This window comes from Ruegeria sp. SATB027 (assembly GCF_059613825.1).
The window spans coordinates 104,831-120,082 of sequence record NZ_JBXWTH010000040.1 but is presented as its reverse complement, the minus strand read 5'-3'; the positions used below and the strand labels follow the sequence as shown (position 1 = coordinate 120,082).

The 15,252-nt window shown below is 61.9% G+C and carries 15 protein-coding genes; all 15 read left to right on the top strand.

The window, feature by feature from the left end; genetic code table 11:
* The first annotated feature begins 138 nt into the window (after positions 1-138).
* Complete coding sequence (gene ftsW, locus AC2FPW_RS10905) at positions 139-1,302, top strand: putative lipid II flippase FtsW (RefSeq protein WP_480506256.1); 1,164 nt, start codon at positions 139-141, stop codon at positions 1,300-1,302.
* Positions 1,302-2,399, top strand: coding sequence for a UDP-N-acetylglucosamine--N-acetylmuramyl-(pentapeptide) pyrophosphoryl-undecaprenol N-acetylglucosamine transferase (locus AC2FPW_RS10900; RefSeq protein WP_480899058.1), 1,098 nt, complete (start codon positions 1,302-1,304; stop codon positions 2,397-2,399). The genes ftsW and AC2FPW_RS10900 overlap by 1 nt, the downstream gene beginning before the upstream one ends.
* The gene (gene murC, locus AC2FPW_RS10895; protein WP_480481858.1) at positions 2,396-3,805 is read left to right on the top strand and encodes a UDP-N-acetylmuramate--L-alanine ligase; all 1,410 of its coding nucleotides are present in this window, start codon (positions 2,396-2,398) and stop codon (positions 3,803-3,805) included. Before AC2FPW_RS10900 ends, murC begins: the two co-directional genes overlap by 4 nt.
* A 75-nt stretch (positions 3,806-3,880) precedes the next feature.
* Entirely contained in the window at positions 3,881-4,129 is a 249-nt protein-coding gene (locus tag AC2FPW_RS10890; protein WP_480583041.1) for a DUF2484 family protein, read from the top strand.
* Positions 4,126-4,392 carry a DUF2484 family protein gene (locus tag AC2FPW_RS10885; RefSeq protein WP_267363876.1) on the top strand — a complete coding sequence of 89 codons (267 nt, stop codon included), beginning with the start codon at positions 4,126-4,128 and terminating at the stop codon, positions 4,390-4,392. The genes AC2FPW_RS10890 and AC2FPW_RS10885 overlap by 4 nt, the downstream gene beginning before the upstream one ends.
* 24 nt (positions 4,393-4,416) lie before the next feature.
* The gene (locus AC2FPW_RS10880; protein WP_209504519.1) at positions 4,417-4,710 is read left to right on the top strand and encodes a hypothetical protein; all 294 of its coding nucleotides are present in this window, start codon (positions 4,417-4,419) and stop codon (positions 4,708-4,710) included.
* Positions 4,707-5,645: a UDP-N-acetylmuramate dehydrogenase gene (gene murB, locus AC2FPW_RS10875; protein WP_496813666.1), complete on the top strand. Its 939-nt coding sequence runs from the start codon at positions 4,707-4,709 to the stop codon at positions 5,643-5,645. Before AC2FPW_RS10880 ends, murB begins: the two co-directional genes overlap by 4 nt.
* Before the next feature lie 108 nt (positions 5,646-5,753).
* Positions 5,754-6,671 (top strand): D-alanine--D-alanine ligase, encoded by a 918-nt coding sequence (locus tag AC2FPW_RS10870; protein WP_496813665.1) that lies wholly within the window; start codon positions 5,754-5,756, stop codon positions 6,669-6,671.
* The gene (locus tag AC2FPW_RS10865; RefSeq protein ID WP_267363880.1) at positions 6,659-7,666 is read left to right on the top strand and encodes a cell division protein FtsQ/DivIB; all 1,008 of its coding nucleotides are present in this window, start codon (positions 6,659-6,661) and stop codon (positions 7,664-7,666) included. Before AC2FPW_RS10870 ends, AC2FPW_RS10865 begins: the two co-directional genes overlap by 13 nt.
* A gap of 8 nt (positions 7,667-7,674) precedes the next feature.
* A complete protein-coding gene (gene ftsA / locus AC2FPW_RS10860; protein WP_209504922.1) occupies positions 7,675-9,009 on the top strand; it encodes a cell division protein FtsA in 1,335 nt (444 codons plus the stop codon).
* Positions 8,996-9,415: a hypothetical protein gene (locus AC2FPW_RS10855; protein WP_496752665.1), complete on the top strand. Its 420-nt coding sequence runs from the start codon at positions 8,996-8,998 to the stop codon at positions 9,413-9,415. Before ftsA ends, AC2FPW_RS10855 begins: the two co-directional genes overlap by 14 nt.
* A 348-nt stretch (positions 9,416-9,763) precedes the next feature.
* Complete coding sequence (gene ftsZ / locus AC2FPW_RS10850; protein WP_496813663.1) at positions 9,764-11,368, top strand: cell division protein FtsZ; 1,605 nt, start codon at positions 9,764-9,766, stop codon at positions 11,366-11,368.
* A 213-nt stretch (positions 11,369-11,581) separates the two neighbouring features.
* Positions 11,582-12,502: a UDP-3-O-acyl-N-acetylglucosamine deacetylase gene (lpxC, locus tag AC2FPW_RS10845; RefSeq protein ID WP_267363883.1), complete on the top strand. Its 921-nt coding sequence runs from the start codon at positions 11,582-11,584 to the stop codon at positions 12,500-12,502.
* A 126-nt stretch (positions 12,503-12,628) separates the two neighbouring features.
* On the top strand, positions 12,629-13,492 hold the full coding sequence (locus tag AC2FPW_RS10840) for an outer membrane protein assembly factor BamD (protein ID WP_267363885.1): 864 nt from the start codon (positions 12,629-12,631) through the stop codon (positions 13,490-13,492).
* A gap of 36 nt (positions 13,493-13,528) precedes the next feature.
* Positions 13,529-15,178, top strand: a complete 1,650-nt coding sequence (gene recN / locus AC2FPW_RS10835; protein ID WP_496813662.1) for a DNA repair protein RecN — start codon at positions 13,529-13,531, stop codon at positions 15,176-15,178.
* Positions 15,179-15,252 lie beyond the last annotated feature (74 nt).

Below are 15,252 nucleotides of genomic sequence, written 5' to 3'. Positions count from 1 at the left end.
CCGGGCGTGCGGCGCGGGTCTTGGGCGGGAAATCCCGATTTGCCCCTGAACAGGCTGGCCTGATCGCCAAATTGCATGTAGACTCTCAGCCAGATCCCGAAAACGGGGCGTTAACGAGGCAGAGAGTGGCGGTATCTCATGACTGAGATGGTGTATGGCGCGGTCCAGGACCAGCGCGGAGAACCGATTCTACCGAAATGGTGGCGTACTATCGATCGCTGGACGATGTCCTGCGTTCTGATCTTGTTTACCATCGGGTTGTTGCTGGGGCTGGCCTCTTCACCGCCACTGGCCGGTCGCAACGGGTTCGATCCCTTCCATTATGTCGAGCGTCAGGCCTTGTTCGGCGGATTGGCGCTGATCGCGATGTTGCTGACCTCGATGATGTCTCCAACCTTGGTTCGGCGTCTGGCCGTTCTTGGTTTTCTGGGGGCCTTCGTCGCTCTGGTCTTCCTGCCGGTGTTCGGTACGGATTTCGGCAAGGGCGCAGTGCGCTGGTACTCGCTGGGATTTGCCTCGCTGCAACCGTCCGAGTTTCTGAAACCCGGCTTTGTCGTCGTGGCCGCGTGGCTGCTGGCCGCCTCACAGGAAATCAACGGCCCTCCGGGGCGGTTGTGGTCCTTTGCGCTCTGCATGGCCATCGTGGCCATGCTGGTGATGCAACCCGATTTCGGCCAGGCCTGCCTGATCCTGTTCGGCTGGGGCGTCATGTATTTCGTGGCCGGGGCACCTATGCTGCTTTTGCTGGGCATGGCCGGTGTTGTCGTTCTGGGCGGGATGTTGGCCTATTCGAATTCTGAACACTTTGCCCGCCGCATCGACGGCTTTCTAAATCAAGAGGTCGATCCCACAACCCAGCTGGGCTATGCCACCAATGCCATCCGCGAGGGCGGCTTGTTCGGCGTCGGCGTGGGGGAGGGGCAGGTGAAATGGTCGCTGCCCGATGCCCATACCGATTTCATCATCGCCGTCGCGGCCGAGGAATACGGCCTGATCCTTGTCATGATCATCATTGCGCTATACGCGCTGATCGTCGTGCGCTCGCTGCTGCGGCTGATGCGCGAACGCGACATGTTCATTCGTCTGGCCGGTACCGGTCTGGCCTGCATGTTTGGCGTTCAGGCGATGATCAACATGGGTGTTGCGGTACGTCTGCTGCCGGCCAAGGGCATGACTTTGCCGTTCGTCAGCTACGGCGGCTCATCCCTGATTGCAGGCGGTATTGCCGTTGGCATGCTGCTGGCCTTCACCCGAACCCGCCCACAGGGCGAACTTGGCGATATTCTGCGCGGACGAGGATAATGGGGAACCCTTACCTGTTGATTGCGGCTGGCGGCACCGGGGGCCATATGTTCCCCGCTCAGGCGCTGGCCGAGGCGATGCTGCACAAGGGCTGGCGCGTGCGCCTGTCCACCGACCCGCGCGGTGCGCGCTATACCGGTGGCTTTCCCCATTCGACTGAAATTGTCGAGGCGTCCTCGGCCACCTTCGCCCGTGGCGGCCTGGCGGCAAAGGCGATGGTTGGCCCGATTATCGCTGGTGGTGTCACCAGCATGATCTTCCAGATGATGCGCGACAAACCCGATGTTGTCGTGGGCTTTGGCGGTTATCCGTCGATCCCGGCGCTGGGCGCAGCGACCCTGCTGAAAATTCCGCGGATGATCCATGAACAGAACGGGGTACTGGGCCGCGTGAACCAGCTGTTTGCGACCCGCGTTGCGCAGGTGGCCTGCGGCGTCTGGCCGACGGATCTGCCCGAAGGCGCGCATGGCATCCACACCGGCAACCCGGTGCGTGCCGCGGTTCTGGACCGTGCCGCCGCCGGGTATATCCCGCCGGGTGACTATCCGATGTCGGTTCTGGTGATGGGTGGCTCGCAGGGCGCGCGCATCCTCAGCGATATAGTGCCCGGTGCGATTGCCGCGCTGCCCGAAGACCTTCGCGCGCATATCCGTGTCTCGCATCAGGCGCGGGATGAAGATGGCGAACGGGTCAGCGCATTCTACCAAGACCATGGTATCCGCGCCGACGTTCAGCCCTTCTTCGATGACATTCCCCGCCGCATGTCGGATGCGCAGCTGGTGATCTCGCGCTCGGGCGCGTCCAGCGTGGCCGATATCTCGGTCATTGGTCGCCCTTCGATCCTGATCCCGTTTGCTGCTGCCGCCGGGGATCATCAGACCGCCAACGCGCGCGGGCTGGTCCAGGCCGGCGGGGCCATCATGATCCCGGAAAATGCGCTTGACGTTCCCACGCTGACACAGCAAATCACCACGGTTCTCACGAACCCCGAAGCCGCACAGAAAATGGCCCATGGTGCCCTGTCGGTCGGGGCGCCCGATGCCACCCAGCGTCTGGTCGCTCTGGTCGAGCAGCTGGCGCAGAAGGAGACCACATGAACCCAGCAACCAAACTGCCGCAGGACGTAGGGCCGATCCACTTCGTGGGCATCGGCGGGATTGGTATGTCGGGCATCGCCGAGGTGCTGCTGAACCTGGGGTATCAGGTGCAGGGCTCCGATCTGAAAGCCTCGAAGATCACTGACCGTCTGGCCAGTTTGGGGGCCGAGATTTTCGTCGGCCAGCGCGCCGAAAACCTTGAAAATGCCGCCGTCGTGGTTGTCTCGACCGCGATAAAACCGGGCAACCCGGAGCTGGACCAAGCCCGCGCCCAAGGTCTGCCGGTTGTCCGCCGCGCCGACATGCTGGCCGAACTGATGCGCCTGCGCTCGAACATTGCCATTGCCGGAACGCACGGCAAGACCACCACGACGACCATGATGGCCGAACTGATGGTTGCAGGCGATTTCGATCCGACCGTGATCAATGGCGGCATCATCCACGCCTATGGATCGAACGCGCGGATGGGGCAGGGCGAATGGATGGTGGTCGAAGCCGACGAGAGCGATGGCTCGTTCAACCGCCTGCCCGCAACCATCGCCATTGTCACCAATATCGACCCCGAGCATATGGAACATTGGGGTGATTTCGACAGGCTGCGCGACGGTTTCTACGAATTCGTCTCGAACCTGCCATTCTACGGTCTGGCCGTCTGCTGCACCGATCATGCCGAGGTTCAGGCCCTTGTCGGCCGCATCACGGATCGCCGTGTCCGCACCTATGGGTTCAACGCGCAGGCGGATGTGCGGGCGGTGAACCTGACCTACAAGGGCGGCGTGGCGCATTTCGACATCCATCTGCAATACGAAGACAAGATGATCGAAGGCTGTACCCTGCCGATGCCCGGCGATCACAACGTCTCAAACGCGCTGTCCGCCGCTGCCGTCGCCCGTCATCTGGGCATGAAAGCTGCGGAAATCCGCGATGCGCTGGCCAATTTCGGCGGCGTCAACCGTCGCTTTACAAAGGTCGGAGAAATCGACGGTGTCACCATCATCGACGATTACGGCCACCACCCGGTCGAAATAGCCGCCGTTCTCAAGGCCGCCCGTCAGGCGACCGAAGGCCGCGTGATTGCTGTGCATCAGCCGCACCGCTATTCGCGCCTGTCCAACCTGTTTGACGATTTCTGCACCTGTTTCAATGACGCCGATGTCGTGGCCATTGCCGAGGTTTTTGCCGCTGGTGAAGACCCGATCGAAGGCGCGTCGCGCGACGATCTGGTGCAGGGCCTGATCCGTCACGGCCACCGCCACGCCCGCGCGCTGCTGGATGAAGACGACCTTGAACGCCTCGTGCGCGAACAGGCCCGACCGGGCGATATGGTCGTCTGCCTCGGGGCCGGTACGATCAGCGCCTGGGCCAATGGCCTGCCCGAGAGATTGCAAAGAAAACAAGCTGTTTGACGCGTCATTTGTTTGTCGTACAACTTAAAAGTGTGATACTCTGACCGCAACAGTCGCGTGTCCTCGGAGGGGCGAATGGACTATTCGATGATCTTTGCAGCGCTTTGGGTGATCTGCGCCACCATCGTGGCAATGTTGCCGATGCGGCTGCAATTCCCGCCGGGGTTTGTCCTGTTGGTCTGCGCACCAATGCTTATCGTGTGGCTTGGGTATGTCCACGGCTGGTTCTGGTCGGTCGCGGCATTTGCAGGGTTCGTGTCGATGTTCCGCAACCCCATCCGGTATTACTGGCGCAAATGGACAGGGCGCGAGGTCGCAGAATGACATGGTCTATCGCTCTGGCAGCCCTGTGGGGCTTTGCTGCCAACGTCCTTGCGCTGATCCCCAGCACCGACAACCACTGGACGCGCGCCTATATCCTGATCATCGTGGGCATTCCCATCGTCGGCTATGTCACCTATGAAAACGGCCCCTGGATCGGGCTGCTGGTGCTGGCAATGGGCATGTCCGTGCTGCGCTGGCCGGTGATTTATCTGACCCGTTGGACAAAGTCGAAAATGCAGGGCATGAAGGCGGCCAAAGAATAACCGGCCAACTTCAGGAGGTCTGTCATGGCGACAATCGCCACATTTGCCTATCTGCCGCTCGTTTCCTTCGTTCTGGGTGCCGCTGCCGGGTTTACGGCGGGCCGCTGGCTTGGCCTGCGCAGCCTTCTGTGGCTGATCGGGCTGACATCCGCGGTTGGTCTGGGGCTGATCGTCGTGCTGGCCGGTGTCGGAACGGGTGAAGAAGACAAGGCGTTCGGCCCGCTGGTCTGGTTGACTGCCGGTGTTCTTCCCTTCCTTTTCGCCGCGATCATGGGCGGGGTCGGTGGGCGCAGCCTGGCGGTGCGCGCGACTACATGACTCTGCTTCCCCCTGTCCTTCCTGACGTCCAGGGCCGCCTGTCCAAAGCGCGCAACCTGTCTGACCTCACATGGCTCCGCGTCGGTGGGCCGGCGGATTACCTGTTCCAGCCTGCCGATGTCGAAGATTTGCAGGTCTTCCTGCGCGATCTGCCGGATGGTGTGCCGGTTTTTCCGATGGGGGTTGGCTCGAACCTCATCGTGCGCGATGGCGGCTTGCGGGCCGTTGTGATCCGGTTGGGGCGCGGGTTCAACGCCATCTCAGTTGAGGGCAACGCCGTCACCGCGGGCGCTGCCGCGCTGGACGCGCATGTTGCGCGCAAGGCGGCGGATGCGGGCGTGGACCTGACCTTCCTGCGCACTATCCCCGGCTCGATCGGGGGCGCGGTGCGGATGAATGCGGGCTGTTATGGCAGCTACACGGCGGATGTGCTGCGCAAGGCCACCATTATCACCCGGCAGGGCGACCTGCGGGACCTGACGCCCGAGGATCTGAACTTTCGCTATCGCCAGTCCGACCTGCCCGAAGGCGCCGTTCTGATTTCGGCCACGTTCGAAGGCCCGTCCGGCGATCCCGATGACCTTCACACCCGAATGGAAGCGCAACTGAAAAAGCGTGACGAAACCCAGCCCACCAAGGACCGCAGCGCCGGATCGACCTTCCGCAACCCGGCCGGTTTTTCCTCGACCGGGCAGGCTGATGACGTGCATGACCTCAAGGCGTGGAAAGTGATCGACGATGCCGGAATGCGCGGCGCGACACGCGGCGGGGCACAGATGAGCCCGAAACACTCGAACTTCCTGATCAATACCGGCGCCGCCACCGCTGACGACCTCGAAGGTCTGGGCGAAGAGGTGCGAAAAAAGGTTTACGAAACAAGCGGCATCACGCTAGAGTGGGAAATCATGCGGGTCGGTGATCCGCTAAAAGAATAAAGCCCCGACCGTCAGACCAAAACAGGCAAATTCAGGCGACGGATCAAAGGCATAAACGCAGTACGGACCACCACATAAGGTCCGGGGACATTGAGGCGCACATTGGGTATGTCGAGCAGGACAAACCCCAAAGTGGCGGTATTGATGGGCGGCCCCTCGGCGGAACGCGAGGTGTCTCTCAGCTCTGGGCGCGAATGCGCGGCCGCCCTTGTGGGAGAAGGTATTGAAGTGGTCGAACTGGACGCAGGTCCCGACCTCTATGCGCGCCTGTTGGATATTCAGCCGGATGTGGTTTTCAACGCCTTGCATGGCCGCTGGGGCGAGGATGGCTGCGTGCAGGGGATGCTGGAATGGATGCGGATTCCCTATACCCATTCGGGTGTTCTGGCCTCGGCCCTTGCGATGGACAAGCAACGCAGCAAAGAGGTGTTCCGGTCCGAAGGTCTGCCCGTTGTCCCCAGTGTGATCGTCCCGCGTGCCGAGGTGACCCGCGCCCACGTGATGGAACCGCCCTATGTGGCCAAACCCAATAACGAAGGCTCCAGCGTCGGCATCTACATCGTCCACGAAAACGCCAATGGCCCGCCGCAGCTGTCCGAAGACATGCCCGACCAGATCATGGTCGAGAAATACGTGGCCGGGCGCGAGCTGACCGTGACCGTGATGGGCGACCGCGCCCTGACCGTGACCGAGATCATGACCGATGGCGGCTGGTACGATTATGACGCCAAGTACAAACCCGGCGGATCATGGCACGTGGTCCCCGCCGATATCCCGCAGGACATCTTTGATCGCTGCATGGATTATGCCCTGCGCGCGCATGATGCTTTGGGCTGCAAGGGTGTCAGCCGCACCGATTTTCGCTGGGATGACAGCGCGGGTGCTGATGGTTTGTTTCTGTTGGAGACCAACACCCAGCCGGGCATGACACCCACTTCGCTGGCCCCGGAACAAGCCGCGCATCTGGGCATGACATTTGGCCAGCTCTGCGCCTGGATGGTTAAGGACGCCTCATGCAACCGTTAATCGCCAGCCGCTCTCTGGAAATCCATCGCACCAAACCCCTTGCCGGTCCGGATGCCGATTTTGCCTCGGCAGATACGGAACCGCATGACACCCAGCCCATTCTGCGTCTGCGCGGGGCGCGGGTGTTTTCCCGCACCGCACGCCGCAGCGATCCGGCCCCGTCGCGCCTCAGCTATCGTCTTCAGCGCTGGATGCTGACACCGGGTATCCGTCTGGGCGTCAAGCTTGGCCTGCCGATCTGCGCCATTGCCGCGGCAGTTGGTGTCTATTTTGCCTCTCAGGACCGGCGCGAAGCGCTTGGCACGTATATCGCTGATATTCGCACCTCGATTCAGGAACGCCCCGAGTTCATGGTCAACCTGATGGCCATCGACGGGGCAGGCACCAGCCTGTCCGATGATATCCGCGAGGTCGTGCCTCTGGATTTTCCGATCAGTTCCTGGGATCTGGATGTCGAACAGATGCGCGACACGATCACCGGGCTCGATCCGGTGAAATCGGCAACCGTCCGCATCCGTCCGGGCGGCATCCTTCAGGTCAACGTGGTCGAGCGTCAGCCCGTGATTGTCTGGCGGACGCATGACGGGCTGGAACTGCTCGACGAGACCGGCGCGCATGTCAAGGAAACCACCTCTCGCAAGGACCATGCCGACCTGCCGCTGATCGCGGGCGCGGGCGCGGATGCCCATGTGGCGCAGGCGCTCGAGATTTTTCAGACCGCCCGCAGCCTGGGCAACCGTGTGCGCGGGCTGGTGCGCGTAGGTGAACGACGCTGGGATCTGGTCCTGGACCGTGGCCAGCGCATCATGCTGCCGACCGAACGCCCGGTGCGCGCGCTGGAACGCGTGCTTGCGGTGAACGAGGTGCAGGACCTTCTGGAACGCGACGTGGCCGTGGTCGACATGCGCCTTGGCCAGCGTCCCACCATTCGAATGACCAAAGCCGCCAGCGAAGACTGGTGGAATACAAAAGTGACAATGAGTAACGGGCAGTAACGAGCATGATGACCGATCTTTATCAGTCCCAACGCGCCATGCGTCAGATGCGGCGCCAGGCATTGCAACGCGGTGTGATCGCGATTCTGGATGTGGGCAGTTCCAAGATTGCCTGCCTCGTTCTGCGTTTCGACGGATCGGGCCGGCTGAGTGAAGATAACACCATCGGCTCAATGGCGGGGCAGACGGGGTTTCGGGTTATCGGGGCCGCAACGACACGTTCGCGCGGCGTACAGTTTGGCGAAGTCACCGCCATGCAGGAAACCGAACGCGCCATCCGCACCGCCCTGCAAGCGGCGCAGAAGATGGCCGATATTCGCGTCGATCACGTCATCGCCTGTTTCTCGGGGGCCAACCCGCGCTCTTACGGGCTGGACGCGCAGGTCGATCTGGATGGCCAACTGGTGTCCGAGGCCGAAGTGGGTCGTGTTCTGAACGCCTGCGATGTGCCGGATTACGGCGACGGGCGTGAAGTGCTGCACGCACAGCCGGTCAATTTTGCACTCGACAACCGCTCGGGCCTGATCGACCCGCGCGGGCAGATGGGCCAAAGCCTTGCGGTCGATATGCACATGCTGACCGTCGATGCGATGGCGATTCAGAACATCGTCCGCTGTATCAAACGCTGCGATCTGGAACTCGCCGGGATTGCGAACTCGGCCTATGTCTCGGGAATTTCCGCGCTGGTCGAGGATGAGCAGGAACTGGGCGCGGCCTGTATCGACATGGGCGGCGGTACCACCAGCGTTTCGATCTTCATGAAGAAACACATGATCTATGCCGATTGCGTGCGCATGGGCGGCGATCACGTGACCGCCGATATCTCGATGGGGCTGGGCGTGCCCGCGGCAGTTGCAGAACGGATCAAGACATTCAATGGCGGCGTTCATGCGACCGGCGCTGATGACCGCGACATGATCGATATCGGCGGCGATACCGGTGACTGGGAACACGACCGCCGCACCGTCAGCCGGGCTGAACTGATCGGCATCATGCGTCCGCGCGTCGAGGAAATTCTTGAAGAGGTCCGCGTGCGTCTGGATGCGGCCGGTTTTGAACATATGCCAAGCCAGCAGATCGTTCTGACCGGTGGCGGCAGTCAGATCATGGGGCTGGACGGTCTGGCAACCCGCATCCTTGGTCAGCGCGTGCGTCTGGGTCGCCCGCTGCGGGTGCATGGCCTGCCGCAATCGGCGACAGGTCCGGCGTTCTCGTCCTCCGTGGGGCTCAGCCTGTTTGCGGCGCACCCACAGGACGAATGGTGGGATTTCGAAATCCCTGTCGACACTTACGCCGCGCGCCCGTTCAAGCGGGCCGTCCGGTGGTTCCGTGACAATTGGTAGCCCCCTGTGCAGGGCCGCTTTGTGTGCGGCCCTGTTGCCGGGATGGGTTTCGGCCCAGACCATCATCACGCCCGAGGCATTTCTGGATGCCGCCGTCGGCAAAACGCTCACCTTCCATGAGATTCGCAGCGGCTATTTCGTCGGGACCGAGCAATTTCTGAACCGTCACATCTCGGTCTGGCGGCAAGAAGGGCAGGGCTGTGTCTATGGGCAGATCACCACGCCAAACGGTCAGATCTGCTTTCTCTATGACAACGATCCGGATGGTATTCCCGTCTGCTGGTGGCCCTTCCTGCACGAAGGCCGTCTGATGGTGCGTCTGGCCTCGTTTGCAGAAAGCGAAATCCAGGAGGTGCGCAGCATCACCGAAACCAGCCTGAACTGTCCAAGTGCACCGCTCAGTTGAAAAATTCGGTTGCAGCGCATCGATTTATCCCTCAAGATATCCACAAGGCCCGGCAGAGGCCTCGCGGCAGGACCTGAGCAGTTTTCCGCAGTGTAAATGATGGTCGATCAAAGCGTGACGAACGGCTGAGTCCTCGCGCCGGGGTCGTCTGCCTTGTGATGGTCGCCGGCGTTTCCGCTATATCTGGCAGTACCTGCGAAATGCCGCCGGTTTCTGCCTTATTTCCTCCATATTTTGTGGTGAATCGCGATTTTTGACGTGACCTTTTCGCATCAGCCCGCTAGAATCGAGCAAGGATAGGTAAGAAAAACACCGCTTTGGCGGAACATAAATACAGGCGGACAGAGCATGACATTGAATCTTTCGATGCCCGGGCAAGACGAACTGAAGCCTCGGATTACAGTATTTGGCGTTGGCGGTGCGGGCGGTAACGCTGTCAACAACATGATTGAAAAACAGCTGGACGGCGTCGATTTTGTCGTCGCCAACACCGACGCGCAGGCGCTGCAGCAAAGCCAGTCCTCGGCGCGGGTGCAACTGGGTGTGAAGGTCACCGAAGGTCTGGGGGCAGGGGCCCGTCCGGCCGTGGGTGCCGCAGCTGCCGAAGAAAGCATCGAACAGATCGTCGACCATCTGGCGGGCGCGCATATGTGCTTTATCACCGCAGGCATGGGCGGCGGCACCGGCACCGGCGCTGCTCCGATCATCGCACAGGCCGCGCGTGAACTGGGTGTGCTGACCGTGGGTGTCGTGACCAAGCCCTTCCAGTTCGAAGGTGCCAAGCGGATGCGTCAGGCCGAAGACGGCGTTGAGGCGCTGCAACGGGTCGTTGACACGCTGATCATCATTCCGAACCAGAACCTGTTCCGCCTCGCCAACGAAAAAACCACCTTTACCGAGGCGTTCTCGATGGCTGACGATGTCCTGTATCAGGGCGTCAAAGGCGTAACCGACCTGATGGTGCGTCCGGGACTGATCAACCTCGACTTTGCGGATGTGCGCGCCGTAATGGACGAGATGGGCAAAGCCATGATGGGCACCGGCGAGGCAACCGGCGAAGATCGCGCCATTCAGGCGGCGGAGAAAGCCATTGCGAACCCGCTGCTGGACGAAATCAGCCTCAAAGGCGCCAAAGGCGTGCTGATCAACATCACCGGTTCGCACGACCTGACCCTGTTCGAACTGGACGAAGCCGCCAACCGCATCCGCGAGGAAGTGGACCCCGAAGCGAACATCATCGTCGGCTCGACGCTGGATACCGCCATGGAAGGCGGTATGCGCGTGTCGGTTGTTGCAACCGGCATCGACGCCACCGAAAAAACGGCTGACATTCCGGTCGCGCGCCGCTCGATGTCCGAGCCGCTGACCCGCACCGTTTCGGCCGAAGAATACGGTCGCGAAGAAGCGCCCGCAGCCGCCGAAATGGCAGAGCCCGCGCCGCAGATGGAAGAAAACCGCGAACCTTCGCTGTTTGAAGCCGCGGAAGAGCCCGCCCAGCCGCAGTTCCAGCCGCTTGACGAGCGGGATGAGGACGATCTGCCGCCCCCGGCCTATCAGCCGCGCGTCGCCGAATTCGAGCCGCAGCCCGAGCATGTCGAACCGGCGCCCGAGGCTTTTGTTGCCCCGCGCGCGCCTGTCGCAGGTACCCCGTCGCCCGAAGCGCTCCAGCGTTTGCAGGCAGCGGTTCAGAAGGTTCCCACGGCAGCTCAGCGCGCCGCTGCGACCCGCCCGCAAGCGGCGGTTTCGCATCACGAACCCGAAGAACGCTCGCGGTTTGGCTTCAATCGGCTGATCGACCGGATGACCGGGCACGCCTCTGACACACCGGCCCAACCGCCGCGTCAGCAGCCCGTTCTGCGCCAGTCCGAGGCCACGGCACCGATTCACGATGAGGCCGACCCGGATCAGGATCGTATCGAAATTCCGGCCTTCCTGCGCCGCCAGGCCAACTGATCGCGGTAACAAAATCCACTCATGGGGTCGCCATTTGGCGGCCCTAATTCGTTTTAAAACAGTGGCTTACGAATAGGTAAGCAGGGTTTTGCCGATCTGTTACATACATGTTTCATTCGGTTACAAAGAGTGAGTTGAGCCTTGACGCGGGCTTCCTTAACTGAGTGTCCAACACAGCCCCAGAAGGCTGGACACCACTCGCCGAGGCCCATTTTGCAACATACGCTCAAATCTCCGGTCACGTTTAAAGGCGTCGGGCTGCACAGCGGCAAGCCTGCGACCATGATCCTGAAACCGGCTGCAGCTGGTCATGGCATCTGGTTCAAACGGACGGATATCCATCTGGGCGATGCGATGATCCCGGCGATTTATCACGTGGTCGAACGGACCCCGCTTTGCACCCGTCTGGTGAATGACGCCGGGGTGTCGGTATCCACCATCGAACATATCATGGCCGCTTTGGCCGGGTGCGGCGTTCACAACGCACTGATTGAAATCGACGGCCCTGAAGTGCCGATCATGGACGGGTCTTCGATCGATTTCGTCCGCGGTATCATGGCCCGGGGCGTGCGTCGTCAGGCCAGCCCGGTGCTGGCCTATGAGGTGCTGAAGACCGTCACCGCATCGCGTGAAGGGGCCAGCGCAAGCATCGCGCCCGCGGATGGGCTGATCATCGACTTTCACATCGATTTCGAAGACAGCGCAATCGGCAGCCAGACCAAGACACTGGATATGCGCAACGGGTCGTTCGCGCGCGAACTCAGCGATTGCCGCACGTTCTGCCGCCGCATTGATGTCGAAGCCATGCGCGAAAACGGTTTAGCCCTTGGCGGTACCCTGGATAACGCCGTGGTGGTGCAGGGCAGTGAGGTGCTGACACCCGGCGGGTTCCGCCGCGCCGACGAAGCCGTGCGCCACAAGATGCTGGATGCTCTGGGTGATCTCTACCTGGCAGGCGGGCCGATTCTGGGCCATTTCACGGGCGACAAGTCGGGTCATTCGCTGACCAACACATTGCTGCGCAATCTGTTTGAAACACCCGGTGCTGTGCGTCCGGTTCTGTGCACACCGGAACAGGCCGCGCGTCTGCCGGGGCAGGGCCTGATCGTAAACGAAATTCCCGAAGTCGCCTGATCAGATCAACTCTGACGACATTTGCGCCAGATGTTGCATAAGGCGTTTTGCACCGGAATTTTCTGTGCTAGACCATGGCTCAATTCGGGGCGAACCCTCTTAAGTAAGACGACAAGGATGGGCGGTATGGTTGGCAGCAAAGCGGCAGTCAGATTCGCAGGCGCGGTTCTTCTGGCAGCAGTTTTGACGGCATGTGGAAACGCAGGCGGCCTTTTTGGCAACAAGGGCGCGGACCGGGATCAGAATCTGGAAGGGTTCACACCAGAACAGATCTACACCCGTGGCGAATACGAACTGTCGCAGAATCGCTCGGATGACGCGGCCTGGTATTTCTCCGAGGTCGAGCGTCTGTATCCCTATTCCGACTGGGCCAAGCGTGCGCTGATCATGCAGGCGTTCTCGTTCCATTCCGACAAGAACTACGAAGAAAGCCGGGCCGCGGCCCAGCGGTATATCGACTTCTATCCAACGGACGAAGATGCGGCCTATGCCCAGTATTTGCTGGCGCTCAGCTATTATGACCAGATTGACGAGGTCGGGCGCGATCAGGGGCTGACCTTTCAGGCGCTGCAATCGCTGCGCACCGTGATCGAGGTTTATCCCGACAGCGAATATGCCACCTCGGCAGTGCTGAAATTCGATCTGGCCTTTGACCATCTGGCCGGCAAAGAGATGGAGATCGGGCGATACTACCTGCGTCAGGATCACTTTGTCGCCGCCATCAACCGCTTCCGCGTCGTGGTCGAGGATTTCCAGACCACATCCCACACCGCCGAAGCGCTTTATCGTCTGGTCGAGGCTTATCTGTCCCTCGGCCTGCTGGATGAGGCGCAAACCGCAGGTGCCATCCTTGGCTACAACTACCAATCCTCGGAATGGTATGACGATGCCTACAAGCTGCTGACCTCACGCGGGCTCCAGCTCAAGAGCCGTGGCAACAACTGGCTCAGCACGATCTATCGTCAGACCATCAAGGGTGAGTGGTTGTAATCGCCATGGCATTAGGCTTGGGACGCTGAAGACCCGATGCTGCGCGCCCTTGATATCCGCGACATGCTGATCATCGACCGGCTGGAACTCAGTTTTCAGCCGGGCCTGAATGCGTTGACCGGCGAAACCGGCGCGGGCAAGTCGATCCTTCTGGATTCGCTGGGGTTTGTTCTGGGCTGGCGCGGGCGGGCCGAACTGGTGCGGCAGGGTGCGGCGCAGGGCGAGGTTGTGGCCGAGTTCGAGCTTTCCGCCGATCATCCCGCACATGCGATACTGGCCGAGGCGGGCTTGCCGGGCGGGGATGAGCTGATCCTGCGCCGGATCAACACCGCCGAGGGGCGCAAGACCGCCTGGGTCAATGACCGCCGCTGCTCGGGCGATGTGCTGCGGGCGCTGTCGGAAACCCTGATCGAACTGCACGGCCAGCACGATGACCGCGGGCTGCTGAACCCGCGTGGCCACCGGGCCATGCTGGACGATTTCGCCGGGGTTTCGGACCGGCTTACATCCGTTCGTGCGGCCTGGACCGACATGTCACGCGCCCGCAAGGTGCTGGCCGAGACCGAGGCCGCTCTGGCTGCCGTCCGAAGTGAGGAAGATTTCCTGCGCCACGCGGTTGCCGAGCTGGATCAGCTTGATCCTCAGCCCGGTGAGGATGCCGAACTTGATGCCCGTCGCCGCATGATGCAGGGGGCCGAGCGTATCCGCGATGATGTCGCCCGCGCCTATGCCATGCTGACCGGGGACGGTGCCGAAGGGGCGATGTCCGACGCTATCCGCTGGCTGGAAGGTGTGTCCGGCAACGCAGGTGGTCAGCTGGACGAACCGATTGCCGCGCTGGGGCGCGCCATGATTGAACTGGGCGAGGCGCAGGATGGCGTGAACGCCTGCCTTCAGGCGCTGGACTTCAACCCCTCGGAACTGGAACAGGCCGAGGAACGCCTGTTTGCCATCCGCGCACTGGCCCGCAAACATGACGTGGCCCCGGATGATCTGGGCGCGTTTGCTGACACTCTGCGCACCCGCCTCAACCAGTTGGAAGCAGGCGACGCCGACCTGGCGGACAGACGTGCTGCCGTGGACGCGGCACAAAAGGCTTATGACAACGCCGCCGCCGACCTCAGCGCGGCCCGCGCAGCGGCTGCGGGGCGGCTGGACGCTGCCGTCATGGCGGAACTGGCCCCGCTCAAGATGGAACGCGCGGTGTTCCGGACCGAACTCACCCCGGCGGAACCCGGCCCCGAAGGGACCGACGCGGTGGCCTTTACCGTGGCCACCAATCCGGGCGCGCCTGCGGGGCCGCTGAACAAGATCGCCTCAGGGGGTGAACTCAGCCGCTTCCTGCTGGCGCTCAAAGTGTGCCTGTCGGGCGATGACAGCGCCCGCACGATGATCTTTGACGAGATTGACCGCGGCGTCGGTGGGGCCACTGCCGACGCGGTCGGGCGCAGGCTGGCGTCATTGGCGCAGGGCGGGCAGGTGCTGGTTGTCACCCATTCCCCGCAGGTCGCCGCCCGTGCGGCGCATCACTGGCGGGTTCAGAAACAGGTCACGGACGGGCAAACCCTGTCCACCGTCATCCCTCTGGCCCAACCCGACCGGGTGGACGAGATTGCGCGCATGGTGGCGGGCGACACCATCACGGACGAGGCCCGCGCCGCCGCCCGGGCTCTGCTGCAGGCCTGATGCACCCGTGGCACGAATTGGCCTCACACTGTCGCTATCTCACTTTTATTAGGGTGCTCCGTGGCTTACTAAGG